Below are 20,849 nucleotides of genomic sequence, written 5' to 3'. Positions count from 1 at the left end.
AACTGTAAAGAAGGTATAACTATGGATGTAAAGACAGACGTCCTTATCATCGGCAGTGGTATTGCGGCACTTCAGGCTGCTTTACTACTCGAAGAACATTATCAAATACAAATTGTTACAAAATCTTCTGTTTATATGAGTAGCTCTTATCGTGCACAAGGTGGTATAGCAGCCGTTACAAGCAAAGAAGATCATATTAAACATCATATTGCTGATACATTGAAAGCTGGAGAATATCATCATGAAAAAAGAAATGTGGAAACACTTATAGAAGACGGCACTAAAATTATGCAGAACTATTTAAAAACTGGTCTCCCAATTGATCGTCACCTCGATGGAAAACCTGTTCTAGGACTAGAGGGGGCACATAGTCATCATCGTATTTTACATGCAGGTGGTGATCGAACTGGTCAAATTTTCATAGATTATTTGCTTCATAAACTTTCACCCAAAACAAAGGTCAATTCTTATGAAATGGCTTATGAGCTTTTACTGAATACAGATGGTGATTGTATAGGTGTACTCACTAAAGGCGAAAAAGGGATTAAACGCTATTTGGCTCATCATGTTATTTTAGCCACAGGAGGTGCAGGTGCACTTTATTCAAGCACATCCAATTATCCAAACAATACAGGAGATGGTATTGCTTTAGCATTTCGTGCAGGCGCTGCGATCAGTGATATGGAATTTATGCAGTTTCATCCAAGTTTACTATGGTGTGAAAATAAGGCAAAAGGTTTAATCTCCGAAGCTGTACGAGGAGCAGGCGGTACCTTTGTAGATGCACAGTGTAAACCTATTATGAAAGGCTTACATCCACAAGGTGACTTAGCCCCTAGGCATATTACGGCACACGCACTATTTACTAAACGTGCTGCTGGGGAGGAAACGTTTATTGATATTGCCACCATCCAAAACTTTGATGCAAAATTCCCAGCAATTGCTCAGCTCTGCTATGACAATCAAGTTCATTTGCAAGATGGTTTAATCCCTGTGGCTCCAGGTAGTCATTTTTTAATGGGTGGTGTTATTGCTGATGACAACGGTAGAACTACTATCCCAAACTTATATGCAGTTGGTGAAGTGGCTTGTACAGGTGTCCATGGAGCGAACCGTTTAGCAAGTAATTCTCTATTGGAGGGCATTACATTTGGTCAAAAAATGGCGTATTTCATTATTCAACAAGGTTGTCATCAAAAAAATTTTTTTCTTGACCAACCTCAATATGCTGATAAAAAACCACCTTTATTTAGCAAACAGCAATTACAGCAACGTATGATGCAGTTTGTAGGCATCGTTAGAAATATCGATGATTTACAGTACTTTGTTCAGCAACTCCCCTCTCTACAATCTCTTCTTCACACTAATCTAGAGGGTATGGAGCAAGCAGAATTGGAACTATTTATGATGCATGTTGTCGCAACACTGATGACACATGCGGCCATTATAAGAACGGAAACACGTGGTGCCCACATACGTACAGATAAATCCGAAATGGATGCACAATGGGCAAGCCGGTGGATTATTTTTTCGCAAGGACAATTGAAAGTGAGGAACTCATTGTATGAATATCATCAAACTCGAGGAAATGCTCAAACAGTTTTTTAATGAAGATTTAGGTGATGGGGATTTATCGAGTGAATTTATTTTTTCAGCCGAACAACAGGGATCTTTTTCGTTTTATGCTAAAGAAAAAGGAATTTTTTGCGGAGCTCTCATTATTGAGCATGGCTTTCTTCTACTAGATCGTTCTATGGAAATTTATCTTCATAAAAAGGATGGAGAGACAGTAGATGCAGGCGATATACTAGCCGTGATAAAAGGTCCCTTACAAAAATTGTTAATAGGCGAACGTGTCATCTTAAACCTTATTCAACGTATGTCTGCCATTGCAACAGCTACTCACCAAGCAGTCCAAGAAACGATAGGTACGCATGCGAAAATATGTGATACTCGTAAAACAATGCCTGGCATGCGTATGCTTGATAAATATGCAGTGAGAGTCGGTGGTGCTTTTAATCATCGAAATGGACTGTATGATGCCATCATGCTAAAAGATAATCATCTTGCCTTTGCAGGTAGTATAACAAAAGCTGTTCAGACCGCTAGAGAGAAAGTCGGTCATACCGTGAAAATTGAAGTAGAAATTGAAACAAAGGAACAGCTAGATGAAGCCATCATTGCTGGAGTAGATATCATTATGTTTGATAACCGTAGTCCAGAAGAAATTCGAGATTGGCTTCCTTCTGTCCCCCCTACTATTGCAACAGAAGCTTCAGGGGGTATCACACTGGATAATTTAAAGGCTTATGCACAGTCAGGTGTTCAGTGGATTTCACTTGGTTCATTAACCCATTCTGTCAAAGCTTTTGATATTAGTGCACTTGTTCAAATGAAAGGAGCTCATTCCCTTGTCCATCACTAGTTTATTACAACAGACGACACTACTTCCTGAGCATTATCGGACATTATCCGTAGAGGAAATGGAATCTCGTATTTTAGCAATAAAGAAAAAATTAGGCTCTAAACTTTTTATCCCAGGACACCATTATCAAAAAGATGAGGTTATTCAATTTGCTGATGCAACTGGTGATTCTCTACAACTAGCTCAATTATCTGCCGCTAATAAGGAGGCTGAACATATCGTATTTTGTGGTGTACATTTTATGGCAGAAACGGCAGACATGCTGACAATGAAACAGCAACATGTCTATTTACCAGATATGCGTGCAGGCTGTTCGATGGCTGATATGGCGAATATTTATCAAACAGAACAAGCATGGCCAATCCTTCAACAGCTCTTTGGCGATACGATTATTCCTCTAACTTATGTCAATTCAACCGCGGCCATTAAAGCCTTTACGGGACGACATGGTGGTGCCTGTGTTACATCATCGAATGCAAGGGAGCTTGTTCAATGGGCATTTACACAAAAACAGCGTATTTTCTTTTTACCCGATCAACATTTAGGGAGAAATACCGCCTATGATTTAGGTATTCCCCTTGAAAATATGGCCGTTTGGAATCCTCATAAAAATATGCTCGAAACTAAGGAATCACTTGAAAACATCCAGGTTATTCTGTGGAAGGGTCATTGTTCTGTGCATGAGGGGTTTACAGTTCAACATACGGAAGTCATTCGCAAAGAACATCCCACAATGAGGATTATTGTTCATCCAGAATGTAGTCGTGAAGTTGTTGCAGCAGCTGATGATGCCGGCTCGACAAAATACATTATTGATACAATCAATCGAGCACCAAGCGGATCTGCATGGGCCATTGGAACAGAAATGAACCTTGTCAATCGTATCATTAAGCAACATCCAGATAAACATATTATTTCGCTAAATGAAAATTTTTGTCCTTGTCTAACTATGAACCGAATAGACCTTCCACATTTACTATGGAGTCTTGAAAGTATTGAACAGGGACAACCTCATAATCGTATACAAGTAGATGAACATACTACCGCTGAAGCACTTAGCTCACTTGAAAGAATGCTTGTACGGGGGTAACAAGAAGAATTTTAAAAGCAGACATGTTGTTGTATCAATATTTCTGCTTTTTTTGTAAAGTTAAGGAGTTATGAAAAACGTCGTTCATTTTTTGATATGACTTATACTTTTTCATTAAGGATGTTGGGAATTAAATGAAATCCATTTACTTGTAGAAATTGACATGGATTTATTTTCTATGATACTGTCGATTTGGAGGTGATAATCAATGGCTTTTCAATCGAAAAATATATTTATCAATTTACCAGTAAAAGATCTTAACAAATCAATCAACTTTTTTAAAGACTTAGGTTTTGAATTCAATCAACAATTTAGTGATGAAACAACAGCTTCAATGATTATTAGCGAAAATATCTTTGCATTAATAATGGTAGAAGAACGATTCAAAGGATTTACAAAGAAGGAGATTGCAGATACAGCTACTTCTGCAGAGGCGATATTATGTCTTTCCGCTGAAAACCGAGAACAAGTAGATCAATTAGTAAATAAAGCACTAGCCTCTGGTGGTAAACCTTACAGTAAACCACAAGATCACGGATTTATGTACGGCTGGGGATTCCAAGATGTAGATGGGCATATTTGGGAAGTAGTATATATGGATGAAAGCGCACTAAATAATGAGTAATTATATATCTATCTAAATATAAAAAAAACAGTAGCTGCAAATGCAGTTACTGTTTTTTAGTATGACCCGTACGGGATTCGAACCCGTGTTACCGCCGTGAAAGGGCGGTGTCTTAACCACTTGACCAACGGGCCAATGGCGGAGAAGGAGGGATTTGAACCCTCGCGCCGGTTACCCGACCTACACCCTTAGCAGGGGCGCCTCTTCAGCCTCTTGAGTACTTCCCCAAATAAAAAATGGCTCCGAAGGCAGGACTCGAACCTGCGACAACCTGATTAACAGTCAGGTGCTACTACCAACTGAGCTACTTCGGAATAATGGTGGGCCTAAATGGACTCGAACCATCGACCTCACGCTTATCAGGCGTGCGCTCTAACCAGCTGAGCTATAGGCCCTTGGAGCGGGTGATGGGAATCGAACCCACGACATCAGCTTGGAAGGCTGAGGTTTTACCATTAAACTACACCCGCATAAATGGTGGGTCAGGACGGAATCGAACCGCCGACACTTAGAGCTTCAATCTAATGCTCTACCAACTGAGCTACTGACCCATTTCGTCCATGCTAAGCTTGCTCACTCTTTTGCTTCTCATGTTTTTCATTATAATAATGGCGGTCCCGACCGGGATCGAACCGGCGATCTCCTGCGTGACAGGCAGGCATGTTAACCGCTACACCACGGGACCTTTTGGTTGCGGGGGCCGGATTTGAACCAACGACCTTCGGGTTATGAGCCCGACGAGCTACCACTGCTCCACCCCGCGATAATGATATTCTGTTTCGAGTTTTTAAAGCACCATTTATAAAAATTTAAAACTGGAGGAGGTAGAGGGATTCGAACCCCCGCGCGGTGTTACCCGCCTGTCGGTTTTCAAGACCGATCCCTTCAGCCAGACTTGGGTATACCTCCGTTACACTATATAAATGGTGGACCTTGCAGGACTCGAACCTGCGACCGGACGGTTATGAGCCGTCTGCTCTAACCAACTGAGCTAAAGGTCCTTTAAGATGGCGGCAGAGGGGATCGAACCCCCGACCTTACGGGTATGAACCGTACGCTCTAGCCAGCTGAGCTACGCCGCCAGGATCTTTATACTGGTTATTTACTATGGTGGAGCCTAGCGGGATCGAACCGCTGACCTCCTGCGTGCAAGGCAGGCGCTCTCCCAGCTGAGCTAAGGCCCCATAATTTTAGGAAATGGTCGGGAAGACAGGATTCGAACCTGCGACCCCTTGGTCCCAAACCAAGTGCTCTACCAAGCTGAGCTACTTCCCGTTCGTTCTTTTGGCGCGCCCGACAGGAGTCGAACCCATAACCTTCTGATCCGTAGTCAGACGCTCTATCCAATTGAGCTACGGGCGCATAATAAATGGTGCCGAGGACCGGAATCGAACCGGTACGGTAGTCACCTACCGCAGGATTTTAAGTCCTGTGCGTCTGCCAGTTCCGCCACCCCGGCACATTTGGAGCGGAAGACGAGGTTCGAACTCGCGACCCCCACCTTGGCAAGGTGGTGTTCTACCACTGAACTACTTCCGCATGTGCATAAGTTTTTTTATCTGGCAATGAAAATAATGGTGCGGGTGAAGGGAGTCGAACCCCCACGCCTTGCGGCGCTAGATCCTAAGTCTAGTGCGTCTGCCAATTCCGCCACACCCGCTTATTATTATTTCAAAATGGTGAGCCATGAAGGACTCGAACCTTCGACCCTCTGATTAAAAGTCAGATGCTCTACCAACTGAGCTAATGGCTCGAAAAAATGGTGCCGGCTATAGGAATCGAACCCACGACCTACTGATTACAAGTCAGTTGCTCTACCTGCTGAGCTAAACCGGCATATGGTGGAGGATGACGGGCTCGAACCGCCGACCCCCTGCTTGTAAGGCAGGTGCTCTCCCAGCTGAGCTAATCCTCCTGGGTATTATGCCTAGCGACGTCCTACTCTCACAGGGGGAAGCCCCCAACTACCATCGGCGCTAAAGAGCTTAACTTCCGTGTTCGGTATGGGAACGGGTGTGACCTCTTTGCCATCATCACTAGACTTGCACGTAGATGTGCTGTCTTCTGCATTACAATAAGGATATAGCATTCTTAGCAGAAGTTCCTATATGTTAAGCTTCAAAATACAGTATGTATAAAAGCTCTTATGAAAGAGTTGTTCTTTCAAAACTGGATAAACGTACATTGACTGCTTCAAACAATTTGGTTAAGTCCTCGATCGATTAGTATTCGTCAGCTCCATGTGTCACCACACTTCCACCTCGAACCTATCTACCTCATCGTCTTTGAGGGATCTTACTTACTTGCGTAATGGGAAATCTCATCTTGAGGGGGGCTTCATGCTTAGATGCTTTCAGCACTTATCCCGTCCACACATAGCTACCCAGCGATGCCTTTGGCAAGACAACTGGTACACCAGCGGTGTGTCCATCCCGGTCCTCTCGTACTAAGGACAGCTCCTCTCAAATTTCCTACGCCCACGACGGATAGGGACCGAACTGTCTCACGACGTTCTGAACCCAGCTCGCGTACCGCTTTAATGGGCGAACAGCCCAACCCTTGGGACCGACTACAGCCCCAGGATGCGATGAGCCGACATCGAGGTGCCAAACCTCCCCGTCGATGTGGACTCTTGGGGGAGATAAGCCTGTTATCCCCGGGGTAGCTTTTATCCGTTGAGCGATGGCCCTTCCATGCGGAACCACCGGATCACTAAGCCCGTCTTTCGACCCTGCTCGACTTGTAGGTCTCGCAGTCAAGCTCCCTTGTGCCTTTACACTCTACGAATGATTTCCAACCATTCTGAGGGAACCTTTGGGCGCCTCCGTTACCTTTTAGGAGGCGACCGCCCCAGTCAAACTGTCCGCCTGACACTGTCTCCTGCCCCGCTAAGGGGCATGGGTTAGAATTTCAATACAACCAGGGTAGTATCCCACCGACGCCTCCTTCGAAGCTGGCGCTCCGAGATCTCTGGCTCCTACCTATCCTGTACAAGTTGTACCAAAATTCAATATCAGGCTACAGTAAAGCTCCACGGGGTCTTTCCGTCCTGTCGCGGGTAACCTGCATCTTCACAGGTACTATAATTTCACCGAGTCTCTCGTTGAGACAGTGCCCAGATCGTTACGCCTTTCGTGCGGGTCGGAACTTACCCGACAAGGAATTTCGCTACCTTAGGACCGTTATAGTTACGGCCGCCGTTTACTGGGGCTTCAATTCGCAGCTTCGCTTGCGCTAACCACTCCTCTTAACCTTCCAGCACCGGGCAGGCGTCAGCCCCTATACGTCACCTTACGGTTTTGCAGAGACCTGTGTTTTTGCTAAACAGTCGCCTGGGCCTATTCACTGCGGCTCTCATGCGCTTGCACGCTCAAGAGCACCCCTTCTCCCGAAGTTACGGGGTCATTTTGCCGAGTTCCTTAACGAGAGTTCTCTCGCACACCTTAGGATTCTCTCCTCGACTACCTGTGTCGGTTTGCGGTACGGGCACCTCTCACCTCGATAGAGGCTTTTCTTGGCAGTGTGAAATCAGGAACTTCGTCCATACGGACTCGCCATCACAGCTCAACGTTACAGTGTGCGGATTTGCCTACACACACGCCTTACTGCTTGGACGCGCATAACCAACAGCGCGCTTACCCTATCCTACTGCGTCCCCCCATTTCTCAAACGGTGAGGAGGTGGTACAGGAATATCAACCTGTTGTCCATCGCCTACGCCTGTCGGCCTCGGCTTAGGTCCCGACTAACCCTGAGCGGACGAGCCTTCCTCAGGAAACCTTAGTCATACGGTGGACGGGATTCTCACCCGTCTTTCGCTACTCATACCGGCATTCTCACTTCTAAGCGCTCCACCAGTCCTTCCGGTCTGACTTCAACGCACTTAGAACGCTCTCCTACCACTGACATCGTAGATGTCAATCCACAGCTTCGGTGAATCGTTTAGCCCCGATACATTTTCGGCGCAGCGTCACTCGACCAGTGAGCTATTACGCACTCTTTAAATGATGGCTGCTTCTAAGCCAACATCCTGGTTGTCTGTGCAACGCCACATCCTTTTCCACTTAACGATTACTTTGGGACCTTAGCTGGTGGTCTGGGCTGTTTCCCTTTTGACTACGGATCTTATCACTCGCAGTCTGACTCCCGTGTATAAATATCTGGCATTCGGAGTTTGTCTGAATTCGGTAAACCGGGATGGCCCCCTAGTCCAAACAGTGCTCTACCTCCAGTATTCTCATCACGAGGCTAGCCCTAAAGCTATTTCGGAGAGAACCAGCTATCTCCAAGTTCGATTGGAATTTCTCCGCTACCCACACCTCATCCCCGCACTTTTCAACGTGCGTGGGTTCGGGCCTCCAGTAAGTGTTACCTTACCTTCACCCTGGACATGGGTAGATCACCTGGTTTCGGGTCTACGACCACGTACTATTTCGCCCTATTCAGACTCGCTTTCGCTGCGGCTCCGCCTTCTAAAGCTTAACCTTGCACGTAATCGTAACTCGCCGGTTCATTCTACAAAAGGCACGCTATCACCCATTAACGGGCTCTAACTACTTGTAGGCACACGGTTTCAGGATCTCTTTCACTCCCCTTCCGGGGTGCTTTTCACCTTTCCCTCACGGTACTGGTTCACTATCGGTCACTAGGTAGTATTTAGCCTTGGGAGATGGTCCTCCCGGATTCCGACGGAATTTCACGTGTTCCGCCGTACTCAGGATCCACTCAGGAGAGAACGAACTTTCGACTACAGGGCTTTTACCTGCTCTGGCGGACCTTTCCAAGTCGCTTCATCTAACTCGCTCTTTTGTAACTCCGTATAGAGTGTCCTACAACCCCAAGAGGCAAGCCTCTTGGTTTGGGCTCTTCCCGTTTCGCTCGCCGCTACTCAGGGAATCGATTTTTCTTTCTCTTCCTCCAGGTACTTAGATGTTTCAGTTCCCTGGGTCTGCCTTCAAGACGCTATGTATTCACGTCAAGATACTACGCGATTAAACGTAGTGGGTTCCCCCATTCGGAAATCTCCGGATCAAAGCTCACTTACAGCTCCCCGAAGCATATCGGTGTTAGTGCCGTCCTTCTTCGGCTCCTAGTGCCAAGGCATTCGCCGTGCGCCCTTAATAACTTAACCTACAGCTTTCAATACACATCGCATTTCGTTGTCAGCTTCACTCGTTCAATCAGTCACGTACTGAAGTACGCTCCTTCATTCACTCGATTGCTTCCTAGAACTGCTCGTGTCTTGAAACCTTACTAATGTTATTAAGCCTATAAAAAACTTAAAAAATAAATGTGTTTGTTACAATTTCAATGTCGTTTTATCCAGTTTTCAAAGAACAAGTTTTGAAGTATTTCATTCGGAAGAATGAACCTTCAAAACTGAACGCAAAACGTAATCTTACAAACCCTAGGTTTGTATTCCGAAATAATCCTTAGAAAGGAGGTGATCCAGCCGCACCTTCCGATACGGCTACCTTGTTACGACTTCACCCCAATCATCTATCCCACCTTCGGCGGCTGGCTCCAAAAGGTTACCTCACCGACTTCGGGTGTTACAAACTCTCGTGGTGTGACGGGCGGTGTGTACAAGGCCCGGGAACGTATTCACCGCGGCATGCTGATCCGCGATTACTAGCGATTCCGGCTTCATGTAGGCGAGTTGCAGCCTACAATCCGAACTGAGAACGACTTTATCGGATTAGCTCCCTCTCGCGAGTTGGCAACCGTTTGTATCGTCCATTGTAGCACGTGTGTAGCCCAGGTCATAAGGGGCATGATGATTTGACGTCATCCCCACCTTCCTCCGGTTTGTCACCGGCAGTCACCTTAGAGTGCCCAACTAAATGATGGCAACTAAGATCAAGGGTTGCGCTCGTTGCGGGACTTAACCCAACATCTCACGACACGAGCTGACGACAACCATGCACCACCTGTCACCGTTGCCCCCGAAGGGGAAACTATATCTCTACAGTGGTCAACGGGATGTCAAGACCTGGTAAGGTTCTTCGCGTTGCTTCGAATTAAACCACATGCTCCACCGCTTGTGCGGGCCCCCGTCAATTCCTTTGAGTTTCAGTCTTGCGACCGTACTCCCCAGGCGGAGTGCTTAATGCGTTAGCTGCAGCACTAAGGGGCGGAAACCCCCTAACACTTAGCACTCATCGTTTACGGCGTGGACTACCAGGGTATCTAATCCTGTTTGCTCCCCACGCTTTCGCGCCTCAGCGTCAGTTACAGACCAGAAAGTCGCCTTCGCCACTGGTGTTCCTCCAAATCTCTACGCATTTCACCGCTACACTTGGAATTCCACTTTCCTCTTCTGCACTCAAGTCCCCCAGTTTCCAATGACCCTCCACGGTTGAGCCGTGGGCTTTCACATCAGACTTAAAGGACCGCCTGCGCGCGCTTTACGCCCAATAATTCCGGACAACGCTTGCCACCTACGTATTACCGCGGCTGCTGGCACGTAGTTAGCCGTGGCTTTCTAATAAGGTACCGTCAAGGTACAGCCAGTTACTACTGTACTTGTTCTTCCCTTACAACAGAGTTTTACGATCCGAAAACCTTCTTCACTCACGCGGCGTTGCTCCATCAGGCTTTCGCCCATTGTGGAAGATTCCCTACTGCTGCCTCCCGTAGGAGTCTGGGCCGTGTCTCAGTCCCAGTGTGGCCGATCACCCTCTCAGGTCGGCTACGCATCGTCGCCTTGGTGAGCCGTTACCTCACCAACTAGCTAATGCGCCGCGGGCCCATCTTATAGCGACAGCCGAAACCGTCTTTCAGTGTTCCACCATGAGGTGGAACAGATTATTCGGTATTAGCCCCGGTTTCCCGGAGTTATCCCAAACTATAAGGTAGGTTGCCCACGTGTTACTCACCCGTCCGCCGCTAACGTCAAAGGAGCAAGCTCCTTCTCTGTTCGCTCGACTTGCATGTATTAGGCACGCCGCCAGCGTTCGTCCTGAGCCAGGATCAAACTCTCCATAAAAGAAATTTGATTAGCTCAAATTGTTTTGCTGGCATCAATTTTGATGTCCAAAATTTTGTTTTGTTCACTAGCCGAAACTAGTTACTTAAAACTTTATTGATTACGTTTTGCTTGTTCAGTTTTCAAGGTTCATTTTGTTTAAGTCGTTTTAGCGACTTTACTATCATATCTCATTCTCAACGAGAAGTCAACAACTTTTTAAATTTCTTTTTTTCAAGTGTTCCTTCTTGTTAAGGACAAGTAATAATATATAATATATCATTTTTAAAATCAAGCATTTTTCATAAAAAATTTAAAAATCTTTTTTATATCAATTACAAACAATAGGATTCCTACTAATACAATTAACCCACCAAAGATTTGGGTAACGATTAAATACTCCTTAAATATCCACAATGCTAAAAGAGCTGCACCAACCGGCTCAAAGAGAATAGCTATTGAAACAACATTCGTACTTACGTATTTAATAGACCAATTAAATAAAGTATGACCAAATAAATTAGGTATTAACGCTAATAAGACAAACCATAACCAATCAGAAGAAGAATACGGTCCAAATGATTCTCCTTTAATTAGTACATAGATAAATAAAGTAATTGTACTCACTACATAAACAACCATTGTATAAGTCATTAACGATAATCTTTTGCGTACATCCTGTCCTAATAAAAAATAAGCTGTAGCAAGTGCACAAGCAATGAGCGCTAATATATCTCCGTAAAAAGCTGTCCCACTTACTTTAAAATCGCCCCAACTAATTAAAATACTTCCCGCAATAGCAATTGTTCCAGCAACGATTGTTTTCATCGTTATCTTTTCTTTAAAGAAAAAGTATGTCCCCACAAAGGCAAACAAAGGTTGTAGCGTTACCAGAACTGTTGAACTTGCGACAGAAGTATAGTTGAGTGACTCAAACCATAAAATAAAATGAAATGCTAAAAAGATTCCCGCGGCTGTGGAAAAAAGCCAATCACGCCTCTTTAATGTTGTAAGCTCCTTTGAATATCTCCCCAAAAACAATGGAAGCATTATTAAAACCGAAAATAGCATACGATAAAATGCTATAATGCCCGCTTCCGCTGATGCTAATTTCACGAAAATAGCGGACATAGATACTGAAATAACACCAATTACGATTGGAATGTACGGATGAATCTTCGGCTTCTCCATAAAATCACCTCCATCAATTTCGCTCTCCTATTTCTTACGAAAGAAAACAATTAAGTAACCCTCCCATTAATGAGAGAGCATTCCATACTAATGCTTCATTTCAGAAATAATAGATTCTTGCTGTATCAAGATAAAAAAATACTTATATTTCCTTCCTTTCATGTTGTACAATACAAAAAAGTAATGGCACATATAATAATGACAGCTTGCATATCTCTTAGCAATACGAAATTTCAATGGAGGGTTGTGTATGGAAACATTATTGGAAAATATGATTACATATGAAGTTGGCATAAAATTAGTTATTGCAGCCACATTAAGTTTAGTAATCGGTATCGAAAGGGAATTAAAGAAGAAGCCAGTTGGATTAAAGACAAGTTTAGTGATCGCTACTTTCAGCTGCTTACTTACCATCATCTCCATTGAAACAGCCTACTCAACTCCTCCCAGAGAAGATATTAATATTACGATGGATCCGCTTCGTTTAGCTGCACAAATCGTTAGCGGGATTGGATTTCTTGGCGCGGGCGTCATTTTAAGACGAGGCAATGACAGCATTACAGGTTTAACAACCGCGGCCATGATATGGGGAGCTGCTGGTATCGGTATCGCCGTTGGAGCGGGATTTTATATGGATGCAACATTAGCTGTTGTAATCATTGTTTTCGGAATCGAAATTCTATCGCCCTTTCTCATGAAAATTGGTCCTAAACGCATTCGCATGCGAGAGATTTTATTAAAAGTACAAATAGATGATGACAACAATACAGAATCGTTTCTATTATTTTTAAAGGACAACAACATCATCATCGAAAATATTCGCATTAAAGATGTACATTTAAAAAATAATAGTGTTTTACACGAGTTGGATTTACGTCTATCCTTAATTGTTTCTGATAATTTATTGTCATTTTATCGTTCATTACGAGAACTATCCTATATAGAAAAAATCGAAATGGAAATTTTAAATTAGTTGGAGGATTTTTTATGGCAGAACTATTTAAACTACTAAAGGATGGCAACAAACCCTCCCTTATGGCGGCATTTGTAAATGCCTTTTTAGGAATTATCAAAGGAGCCGCCTTTTTCTTTACAGGTAATGTAGCCATGTTTGCAGAAATGATGCACTCTCTTGGTGACGCAGCAAACCAATTTTTTGTATATATAGGTTCGGCCCTTTCAAAAAAGGCACCTACTAAAAAGTTCCCTGGGGGCTTCGGCCGTATTGTCAATTTGGTATGCCTATTCGCCGTTATTATAGTAGCTATACTTTCTTATGAAACAATAAAAGAAGGCTGGCATCATTTCATTCACCCTGCCGGTGAGTCTAGTGGGGTACTTATTGCACTTGGCGTATTGTTAATAGGGATTGTTTTAGAGGGCACAGTACTGGCTAAAGCAGCTGTAGAAGTACTACATGAAGCAGGACAAGAGAAAGCTGGAATCACATCTATTATTAAAGCATTTCCTTTCTTAAATCGCGCAAAGCCTGCAACTAAATTAGTCTTTATGGAAGATTTAGTCGCTACAAGCGGGAATATTTTAGCCTTTGCCGCTATCGTGATTGCTTATTTTACAGGTTGGGGCAGAATAGAAGGACTTGTTTCGATGATTATCGGGGCGATGATGTTCTATGTTGTCGGTAAGGTTTTCCTCGATAATGCACGCGGCGTCATTGGAGAAACAGATGAAGAGATGTTAAATCATATCGCTCACCTTGTAATGGATGATCCGAACATTAAAGACATTGTTCGTCTTGAGGTAATTAAAGAAGGGGAATTTTTACACGTTGAATTAGTTGCTGAAGCTGACCCCCATCTATCACTTGCTTTTTTAGATGATGTTCGCGATCATTTAACTGAGGTCATATTAAGTCAAAAAGGGGTATCCAAAGTAGCGATTTTATTCGATGAAGATGATGGAAAAACTAACTGGGTACATGTCGGAGAAAGACCAAACAACACTATATAATCATAAAAAAACAAATAGCCAATTGCCGTATTTCAGGCAGTTGGCTTTCTTTTATACTAATTTTAAATGGTTGCGTCCGTCATCACTATTCACTTCATTTAGATCTTCAGGGATATTCTCGTACCCCACAAAGACATGATTGGTAATCATAAAAGTGAGCAATCGGTTACAAGCAATGGTCCTTCTTTTACCATTCTGTTGAATGACGATTTTCGAAAATTGTAATGTTGCTTGTCGATTCGCTAAAGCATATTCTTCTGCATTATGAATGTCTCTACCATCGACATGACAGCCTAACACAAAATTACCAGCGAATGAATCCTTTAAAACGTTTGGATGCATGGAATGATAATGTACTTCAGCAATGGAATCTTCCATATTCATCAATTGATGGGCTACCAAATAATGCTTCAAAGCACCTTTTAGGTCAATTGCTATAGCAGTATCTGCTAAAATTGTTCGATAATACACCGTAACAATTTCAGCATCCCCTAGATACGGCTTTACTTCTACAACAATTTCTCCTGAAGGACGAACAAATAATTGTACAATTGCTTTATTTACACCATCTGAAAAAATAATAGTCGTTTGCCCAAAACGTAAGCTTTTGAATAATATACTCTGATCAACAATGTATCCTGTAATAATTTTATCATTTTCAATTTGCAGTGATTTTGCTTCAATTCCCAATACTTCTACACAATTTTGCATTTTATAAACATGCTGCTGAAACGGTATCTCGATACAGCTTAATGTAACGATACGGTCCTCTAGCAATTGTTTCAACATTTGATCCCTCTCCTTTTTGTTTAATAGTGTAATTATTTTAATAAAGATGACTGAACAACTTCTGAACACCCCTACATTAATTGAGCAATTACGACAAAAACCTATCTTTCCCCTTCATTCACAGAAGGTTTCACATAACAAAAATTTGATATTATAGACCAAAAGATACATTGAACAAAGTGACTTTTATCACTACAAAACCCCAAAAAATATAATTACCTCCATTTTGTATCTATCCATTTCATTATACACCAAGGACTTTAGAAACATCTACGACATTATTCAACATAAATCGTTATTTTTTCTAAACCTTTCAACAAAAAAGTGTGAGACTATAATCACAGTCTCACACTCATACCTTATAAAGAATTTCGCAAAATTGTTCTGACATCTTCCTCATGCAATTTATTAAAGTTTCCAAATGGACCGTTCTGCATTGCATGCTCTACAATCTGTTCAAATTTCGAATCATCAATATGATAATCAGCCAAACGATCAGGTGCACCTAATGATGTCCAGAATGCAGATAAACGATCGATGCCTTCGTAAGCCACTTCTTCTGCTGTCTTGTTCGTTGCATCGACGCCAAATACACGTGTCGCTATACCGGCAAAACGCTCTGGATTGACTGGCACACTTAAGCGCATCCAATGTGGCTGAAGAATAGCTAAACCACCCGCATGTGGAATATCATAGACAGCCGAAACAGCATGTTCAATATTATGTGATGCCCAATCACCACGAGAACCAATCGATAAAAAGCCATTTAAGCCAATTGTTCCAGCTAATAGAATCGTTTCACGTAACTTAGTATTTTCTAAATCCTCTAGCAATTTTGGTGCAGTCGTAATGACTGTTCGTAATACCCCTTCACACATCTCATCAGTAATCGGGGTATTCGTTGTATTATGGAAATATTGTTCGAATACATGTGACATCATATCAACAATCCCATAAACAGTATGGTTTTTAGGTACGGTCACTGTATAGGCAGGATTGAGTATTGAAAATTTCGGGAACGCTGCTGGGCTACCCCAGCTTAATTTTTCCTCTGTAGCAGCATTGGTAATGACTGACCCCGAGTTCATTTCTGAGCCAGTAGCAGCAAGTGTTAATACTGTTCCTAATGGTAGGGCTTGCTCTACAACTACCTTACGTTTAACGATATCCCAAGCATCTCCATCATATTTTGCACCCGCAACGATTAATTTAGAACAATCAATAACAGAGCCGCCGCCAACTGCCAGCACTAAGTCGATTCCTTCTGTTTTACAAATCTCAATACCACGTCTAGCTGTTTCTACACGTGGATTTGGTTCTACACCACTTAATTCAAAAATCGTTTTACCAGCCTGCTGTAATTTGTCCATGACAGCCTTGTACACACCGTTAGCCTTGATGCTTCCACCACCATAAACAACTAATACTTTTTTTCCATATAGCTCTAATTCTTTCGGCAGCTTTTCTAGCGCATCCTCACCAAAATGTAGCTTCACTGGGTTATAAAATGTAAATGAATCCATGTCATTCGCCCCTTTCTTCTTGGATTTTCTCATATTCCTGTTGAAGAAAGCAAAGATTACACTTTCGACATGTAATCATTATAAATTTTATGAATGTTCTCAGGGACAGGCATATTAATCTCCGCTAATTTTTCCTGAATGGCTTCGTAGCACTTCGTACAATCCTGTTTTTTATTTTGCGAGATTAAAAATTTTAACAAAAGAAACATATACTTTTCATTAAATTCATCTAGCTCTAGCAATTTTTGCAGGCAATTATATTTCAACAATGAATTAACAGAATTTGAATGGGCAATATATGTTTCAAGCACATGCATTACACCCTGCTTTAAACGAAGTCTCATTTGAATAGCCCATGAATATTCCTCCTCAGCTAAAAAATCACCTTCATAGCAATTCAATAGTTGCTGAATGGAATCTTCATCATGCGCACTCTGTTCCAATAATTGGTTCAGATAATCAAAATCACTTTTAATTTCTACATTTAATTGATAGTGGTTATTAATTAATTGAATGGAATCTTGCATTCCATTTTCTTTTAGCAGTTTTCTTAATTGATAGATCGTCGTATGTAAATTACTTGTCGCCTTCTCAAAATCTAAATCTGGCCATAATTCCTCTATAATGACAACATTCATCATAGGCTTTTTTTGATGAAACCATAGATATAAAAACAGCTCGCGTGTCTTCCTAGTACGCCACTTAATGACCTCCTGCTTAGCATCGAGTAAATAAAAACTGCCTAAAGTATGCGCATATATAGAATTCTCATTACGAACGGGTTGTGCTTCTACTTGTAATTGCATTTTCTTCTGCGCTTTTACTAATGCATTGACCAGTCGTTTTTCATGGACAGGCTTTAATAAATAATCTGTTGCCTCTACTTCAAATGCATCCACAGCAAATTGTGCATGGGCCGTCACAAAAACTATTTGTAAGGATGGATGCTTTTCTAGCAATTGTTTAGCCACTTGCATACCATGCATATCAATCATTTCAATATCTAAAAAGACAAGATCAACTGACTCTTTTTCAAGAAAACGGAGGGCATCCGCTGCATTTGTAAATGCCCCCTTGATGTCAATCTGAAATTGCGTCAGCCGCTGTAGCATGATGCTTAAAACATCGATTGCCATTTTTTCATCATCAACAATAATTATGTTCATGCTCCACCACCCTCTGGTAATAAAACGACAATAGTGGTCCCTTTTCCTTCCTCGCTGTATAAACGTAAACTTGCATTTTTCATTAATTTGAATTTCTTTAACGGATTCATAAAGCCAATACGGGTACTTTCTTCATTTACCAGCTGATGAAGTTTTTCCTCAGGGATACCAACACCATTATCATAGATTTTAATGCGGACAAACTGCCCCTCACGCTGTACACTGATCTCTACTGTACCGCCCTCTTGTTTTTTAGAAATACCATGGAAAACAGCATTTTCAACTAATGGCTGAATAGATAATGCAGGAATCATTAAATGAATGGATTCATCAATATCATATTTAATCGTTAAACGATCACCAAAACGCATCTTTTCAATATATAAGTATGCTTTTACCAGCTCCATCTCTTCTTCAACAGAGACAAAGCTATTTCGATAATGGACATTAAGCTTGGCTCGGAAATACGTTGCCAAACAATAAAGTGCTTCACGAGTATTGTCCATATCCGTATAGCTCAAACCAATAATTGTATTAAGCGTGTTATACACAAAATGTGGCGTGACCTGTGAATACAAATAATTCATTTCTACTTCTATGGCATCTATTGAAGATTGACGAACAGCTAACAAAGATTCAATGCGAATAAATAATTCATCCATTGAAATAGGTTTTTGTAAGTAATCATTTGCACCAACTTTTAAAGATAACACTAAATCAGAGTGCTTCATGATTGCTGTTAAGATAATGATCGGCAATTCCAGCATATCATATTGTTTGCGTACTCGTTTACATAACTCATAACCAGACATCCCATTCATCATTAAATCTATTAACATACAATCTACTTTATTTGCTTTAATATAATCTACAGCATCAAAGCCATTATCAACAGCTATCACTGTATATCCTTTGACAGCTAATGCGTCAGCTAAAGCTTTTATATTGACATGATTGTCATCCACAACAAGTATTTTTTTATCATTTCCTTTATGAATAAGTGGTAAGTTAAGCTGGAGTACCTCAGTAGTTGTCTGTGTGACAATCGCAGGTGATTGCTCAATGCTAACATTTTCACCAGTTGCAAGTGGCATTGTAAACGTAAAGGTTGTCCCTTGTCCTAACGTACTTGTTACATGAATGTCACCATTTAATTTTTCTACAATATTTTTAGTAATACTTAATCCCAAACCGAGCCCTTCTTTTTTATGTTGATTATTTACTTGATAAAAGGCATTAAAGATACGATCTAAATCCTGTGCAGGAATGCCAACGCCTGTATCACTCACTTCGATCACCATATGCTCTTCATTGACATAAGCCGTCACTACGATTTCGCCATTTTCTGTGTATTTCATGGCATTATGCAGTAAATTATAGAGCACTTGCTTAAAGCGTAACTCGTCTGTCCATAGAGCTGGCAGCGCTAAATCAACTTCAGCATGTAAACGGACTTGACTATTCTTAGGCATCACACTAAGAATTTCTTCTACTACCTCATTGACAACAGAGATAGGGACTTGACGAGGAGAAACTCTTACTTCACCCGTCATTTGGTTGGATGAAAACAATAAATCCTCTACTAAATGTCCTAAACGCTGTGTGACATTATGGATCAAAATGACTTGCTCCTGTTGCGTCCGCTTCAACGGTCCCTGCCCACCTTCCATTAAGGTTTTTGATAAATTTAAAATACCATTAAGGGGGGTACGTAATTCATGGGATGTTTTTAGTAGAAATTCATCCTTCATTTGATTGTGTGCTAGCAATTCTTCTGATAAAGTTTGGATTTTCTCAAATGCTTGATTAGCCCGGTAATTTAATAATGAAGCAAAGCCGAATAAGATCAGTAAAAACAGCACAAATTCTGTATAATCAATCGGTATACCAAATATAAAATTAATAACAAGTAAAATCGTATAACAACAAATAGCTGAAATAACGATTAATACATAACGAACACCTTCAAGTCGATTTAACATCACTCGGATCAGAATCCAAACATTATAGAAAATAACGGGTACCGTTACACTAATATACGCTATTTTCCTCAGGAACACCTCTAAATCAGAAGAAGCTCTTGCATTTTGAGTTATGGGATTATAAATTCCATAAAAAACAAAGACAACTGCGAGCAAGGCCACAATCATATAAATGTTTTTTCTCTTTTGTAGTTGCGGATACATCGAATAAATAAAAAGTGTTAAAGATAGGAGCGCTATCGGAATTGAACCTAGCTGTAAACGCAATTGGTTGACAGGTTCAAAATCCAAAAATAAAAGGAAAAACACCTTTTGATTAATAAACGACATATAAAACCCTAATGAAATAGTAAAAATGCCAAAGAACAGCTCTTCTTTACGTTTACGATTCTGTATATAGGTAAAAATATAAACGACACCAATGACGATATGCCCAATACTGATTAATGCATCTAAAAACACTTTCCAATTATAATGCTGTTGAATAACCTTCTTTTTGCCAAATTCAATAGGATAGACGATACCAGGCTGAGATTGATTGTAGTTCGCCACATGAATGATAATGTCTAGTTTTTTATTGTCACTTTGAGCATAGACAGTATATTTATCATCATTTTCAGAGCCATACTCGCTTAACACTGTGCTTACTTTTCCTTTAGATCCTACCTCTACTCCGTTTATAAAAACACGACTTGCCTGTCGAATTGATCGAATATATAACCCATAAAATCCATCTCTCGGAACCTCTACTTTGACGTGGTAGGTGCCAACCTCAAGCCCTTCTTCATTTGGCTGTACATATTTCCCCCAACTAAAAGGAACATCTAATGTAAGCCGTGTATTTTCATAGTTATCAAGCTTTTCCCAGGAGGGAATTAAGACATTAGGATAAAAAGCCCATTCTCCTTCTAGCTTTATTGGTTTTTGTAATTGCTCCTCCTCTATTTTTACAACACCTTCATGTACCAGTTGAGGATGATTATTGGAGAAATAATGCCAATTGCTAAAGAAAAAGACCATAACAAACAGCATGATAATACTAACAATAAGTAGGATATTCTTTTTCATTATCACGCCTCCGTAGACGAGTAAATTCTTATGTATATTAACATCATATTGCT

Annotated in this window: 11 protein-coding genes, 20 tRNA genes and 3 rRNA genes; 6 read left to right on the top strand and 28 right to left on the bottom strand. The window is 41.5% G+C overall.

All coding sequences use genetic code 11. The features are described from left to right. The first annotated feature begins 21 nt into the window (after nt 1–21). The 4 genes from nadB to ABC382_RS20955 all read left to right on the top strand — a co-directional run bounded on the left by nadB (nt 22) and on the right by ABC382_RS20955 (nt 4,140). Nucleotides 22–1,608: an L-aspartate oxidase gene (gene nadB / locus ABC382_RS20970; RefSeq protein WP_322612165.1), complete on the top strand. Its 1,587-nt coding sequence runs from the start codon at nt 22–24 to the stop codon at nt 1,606–1,608. Beyond that, the gene (gene nadC / locus ABC382_RS20965) at nt 1,565–2,425 is read left to right on the top strand and encodes a carboxylating nicotinate-nucleotide diphosphorylase (protein ID WP_274794196.1); all 861 of its coding nucleotides are present in this window, start codon (nt 1,565–1,567) and stop codon (nt 2,423–2,425) included. The genes nadB and nadC overlap by 44 nt, the downstream gene beginning before the upstream one ends. Then, complete coding sequence (gene nadA, locus ABC382_RS20960) at nt 2,412–3,515, top strand: quinolinate synthase NadA (protein ID WP_274794197.1); 1,104 nt, start codon at nt 2,412–2,414, stop codon at nt 3,513–3,515. Before nadC ends, nadA begins: the two co-directional genes overlap by 14 nt. A gap of 208 nt (nt 3,516–3,723) precedes the next feature. After that, nucleotides 3,724–4,140 carry a VOC family protein gene (locus ABC382_RS20955; protein ID WP_274794198.1) on the top strand — a complete coding sequence of 139 codons (417 nt, stop codon included), beginning with the start codon at nt 3,724–3,726 and terminating at the stop codon, nt 4,138–4,140. A gap of 62 nt (nt 4,141–4,202) precedes the next feature. Here ABC382_RS20955 and ABC382_RS20950 read toward each other — a convergent pair. From ABC382_RS20950 to ABC382_RS20835, 24 genes are all read right to left on the bottom strand, one after another. Then, nucleotides 4,203–4,274, bottom strand: a tRNA-Glu gene (locus ABC382_RS20950). 2 nt (nt 4,275–4,276) lie between these two features. After that, nucleotides 4,277–4,367: transfer RNA gene (locus ABC382_RS20945), tRNA-Ser, on the bottom strand. Nucleotides 4,368–4,377: 10 nt separating this feature from the next. After that, nucleotides 4,378–4,454: transfer RNA gene (locus ABC382_RS20940), tRNA-Asn, on the bottom strand. A gap of 4 nt (nt 4,455–4,458) precedes the next feature. Next, nucleotides 4,459–4,535 (bottom strand) — tRNA-Ile (locus tag ABC382_RS20935). A 1-nt stretch (nt 4,536) separates the two neighbouring features. Beyond that, nucleotides 4,537–4,610: transfer RNA gene (locus ABC382_RS20930), tRNA-Gly, on the bottom strand. A 5-nt stretch (nt 4,611–4,615) separates the two neighbouring features. Next, nucleotides 4,616–4,691: transfer RNA gene (locus ABC382_RS20925), tRNA-Phe, on the bottom strand. 58 nt (nt 4,692–4,749) lie between these two features. Then, nucleotides 4,750–4,825 (bottom strand) — tRNA-Asp (locus tag ABC382_RS20920). A gap of 3 nt (nt 4,826–4,828) precedes the next feature. Then, nucleotides 4,829–4,903 (bottom strand) — tRNA-Met (locus ABC382_RS20915). A gap of 53 nt (nt 4,904–4,956) precedes the next feature. Continuing rightward, a tRNA-Ser gene (locus ABC382_RS20910) sits at nt 4,957–5,049 on the bottom strand. Nucleotides 5,050–5,064: 15 nt separating this feature from the next. Next, a tRNA-Ile gene (locus ABC382_RS20905) sits at nt 5,065–5,141 on the bottom strand. 7 nt (nt 5,142–5,148) lie between these two features. After that, nucleotides 5,149–5,222, bottom strand: a tRNA-Met gene (locus tag ABC382_RS20900). Nucleotides 5,223–5,248: 26 nt separating this feature from the next. Then, nucleotides 5,249–5,324, bottom strand: a tRNA-Ala gene (locus ABC382_RS20895). A 14-nt stretch (nt 5,325–5,338) separates the two neighbouring features. Further along, nucleotides 5,339–5,415 (bottom strand) — tRNA-Pro (locus ABC382_RS20890). 10 nt (nt 5,416–5,425) lie between these two features. Beyond that, nucleotides 5,426–5,502: transfer RNA gene (locus ABC382_RS20885), tRNA-Arg, on the bottom strand. A gap of 8 nt (nt 5,503–5,510) precedes the next feature. Beyond that, nucleotides 5,511–5,599 (bottom strand) — tRNA-Leu (locus tag ABC382_RS20880). Between the two features lie 5 nt (nt 5,600–5,604). Further along, nucleotides 5,605–5,679, bottom strand: a tRNA-Gly gene (locus ABC382_RS20875). A gap of 36 nt (nt 5,680–5,715) precedes the next feature. Then, nucleotides 5,716–5,800 (bottom strand) — tRNA-Leu (locus tag ABC382_RS20870). Nucleotides 5,801–5,817: 17 nt separating this feature from the next. After that, nucleotides 5,818–5,893: transfer RNA gene (locus ABC382_RS20865), tRNA-Lys, on the bottom strand. A 7-nt stretch (nt 5,894–5,900) separates the two neighbouring features. Then, nucleotides 5,901–5,976 (bottom strand) — tRNA-Thr (locus ABC382_RS20860). 3 nt (nt 5,977–5,979) lie between these two features. Continuing rightward, nucleotides 5,980–6,055 (bottom strand) — tRNA-Val (locus ABC382_RS20855). A 10-nt stretch (nt 6,056–6,065) separates the two neighbouring features. Continuing rightward, nucleotides 6,066–6,181: ribosomal RNA gene (rrf, locus tag ABC382_RS20850) — 5S ribosomal RNA — on the bottom strand. Between the two features lie 161 nt (nt 6,182–6,342). Continuing rightward, nucleotides 6,343–9,270 (bottom strand): 23S ribosomal RNA (locus ABC382_RS20845). Nucleotides 9,271–9,575: 305 nt separating this feature from the next. Continuing rightward, a 16S ribosomal RNA gene (locus ABC382_RS20840) occupies nt 9,576–11,127 on the bottom strand. The 16S, 23S and 5S rRNA genes sit together here with 20 tRNA genes alongside, the layout of an rRNA operon. 270 nt (nt 11,128–11,397) lie before the next feature. Then, complete coding sequence (locus tag ABC382_RS20835; protein WP_322612048.1) at nt 11,398–12,297, bottom strand: DMT family transporter; 900 nt, start codon at nt 12,295–12,297, stop codon at nt 11,398–11,400. 250 nt (nt 12,298–12,547) lie between these two features. On the opposite strand from ABC382_RS20835, the gene ABC382_RS20830 reads away from it, so the two are divergent. Both ABC382_RS20830 and ABC382_RS20825 read left to right on the top strand, forming a co-directional pair. Further along, the gene (locus ABC382_RS20830; RefSeq protein WP_274794200.1) at nt 12,548–13,270 is read left to right on the top strand and encodes an MgtC/SapB family protein; all 723 of its coding nucleotides are present in this window, start codon (nt 12,548–12,550) and stop codon (nt 13,268–13,270) included. A 14-nt stretch (nt 13,271–13,284) separates the two neighbouring features. After that, nucleotides 13,285–14,268 carry a cation diffusion facilitator family transporter gene (locus ABC382_RS20825; protein ID WP_274794201.1) on the top strand — a complete coding sequence of 328 codons (984 nt, stop codon included), beginning with the start codon at nt 13,285–13,287 and terminating at the stop codon, nt 14,266–14,268. A 51-nt stretch (nt 14,269–14,319) separates the two neighbouring features. Here ABC382_RS20825 and ABC382_RS20820 read toward each other — a convergent pair whose 3' ends face one another. From ABC382_RS20820 to ABC382_RS20805, 4 genes are all read right to left on the bottom strand, one after another. Beyond that, complete coding sequence (locus ABC382_RS20820; RefSeq protein ID WP_312505793.1) at nt 14,320–15,057, bottom strand: hypothetical protein; 738 nt, start codon at nt 15,055–15,057, stop codon at nt 14,320–14,322. Nucleotides 15,058–15,416: 359 nt separating this feature from the next. Then, the gene (locus ABC382_RS20815) at nt 15,417–16,580 is read right to left on the bottom strand and encodes an iron-containing alcohol dehydrogenase (protein WP_274794203.1); all 1,164 of its coding nucleotides are present in this window, start codon (nt 16,578–16,580) and stop codon (nt 15,417–15,419) included. 56 nt (nt 16,581–16,636) lie between these two features. Beyond that, entirely contained in the window at nt 16,637–17,746 is a 1,110-nt protein-coding gene (locus ABC382_RS20810; RefSeq protein WP_312505795.1) for a response regulator, read from the bottom strand. Further along, complete coding sequence (locus ABC382_RS20805; RefSeq protein WP_322612049.1) at nt 17,743–20,796, bottom strand: sensor histidine kinase; 3,054 nt, start codon at nt 20,794–20,796, stop codon at nt 17,743–17,745. Before ABC382_RS20805 ends, ABC382_RS20810 begins: the two co-directional genes overlap by 4 nt. Between the last annotated feature and the right edge of the window lie 53 nt (nt 20,797–20,849).

Origin of the sequence: Lysinibacillus phoenicis, from assembly GCF_047238325.1 — a bacterium.
Lineage (GTDB): Bacteria > Bacillota > Bacilli > Bacillales_A > Planococcaceae > Lysinibacillus > Lysinibacillus irui.
This window is presented reverse-complemented; position numbering and strand designations above follow the sequence as displayed.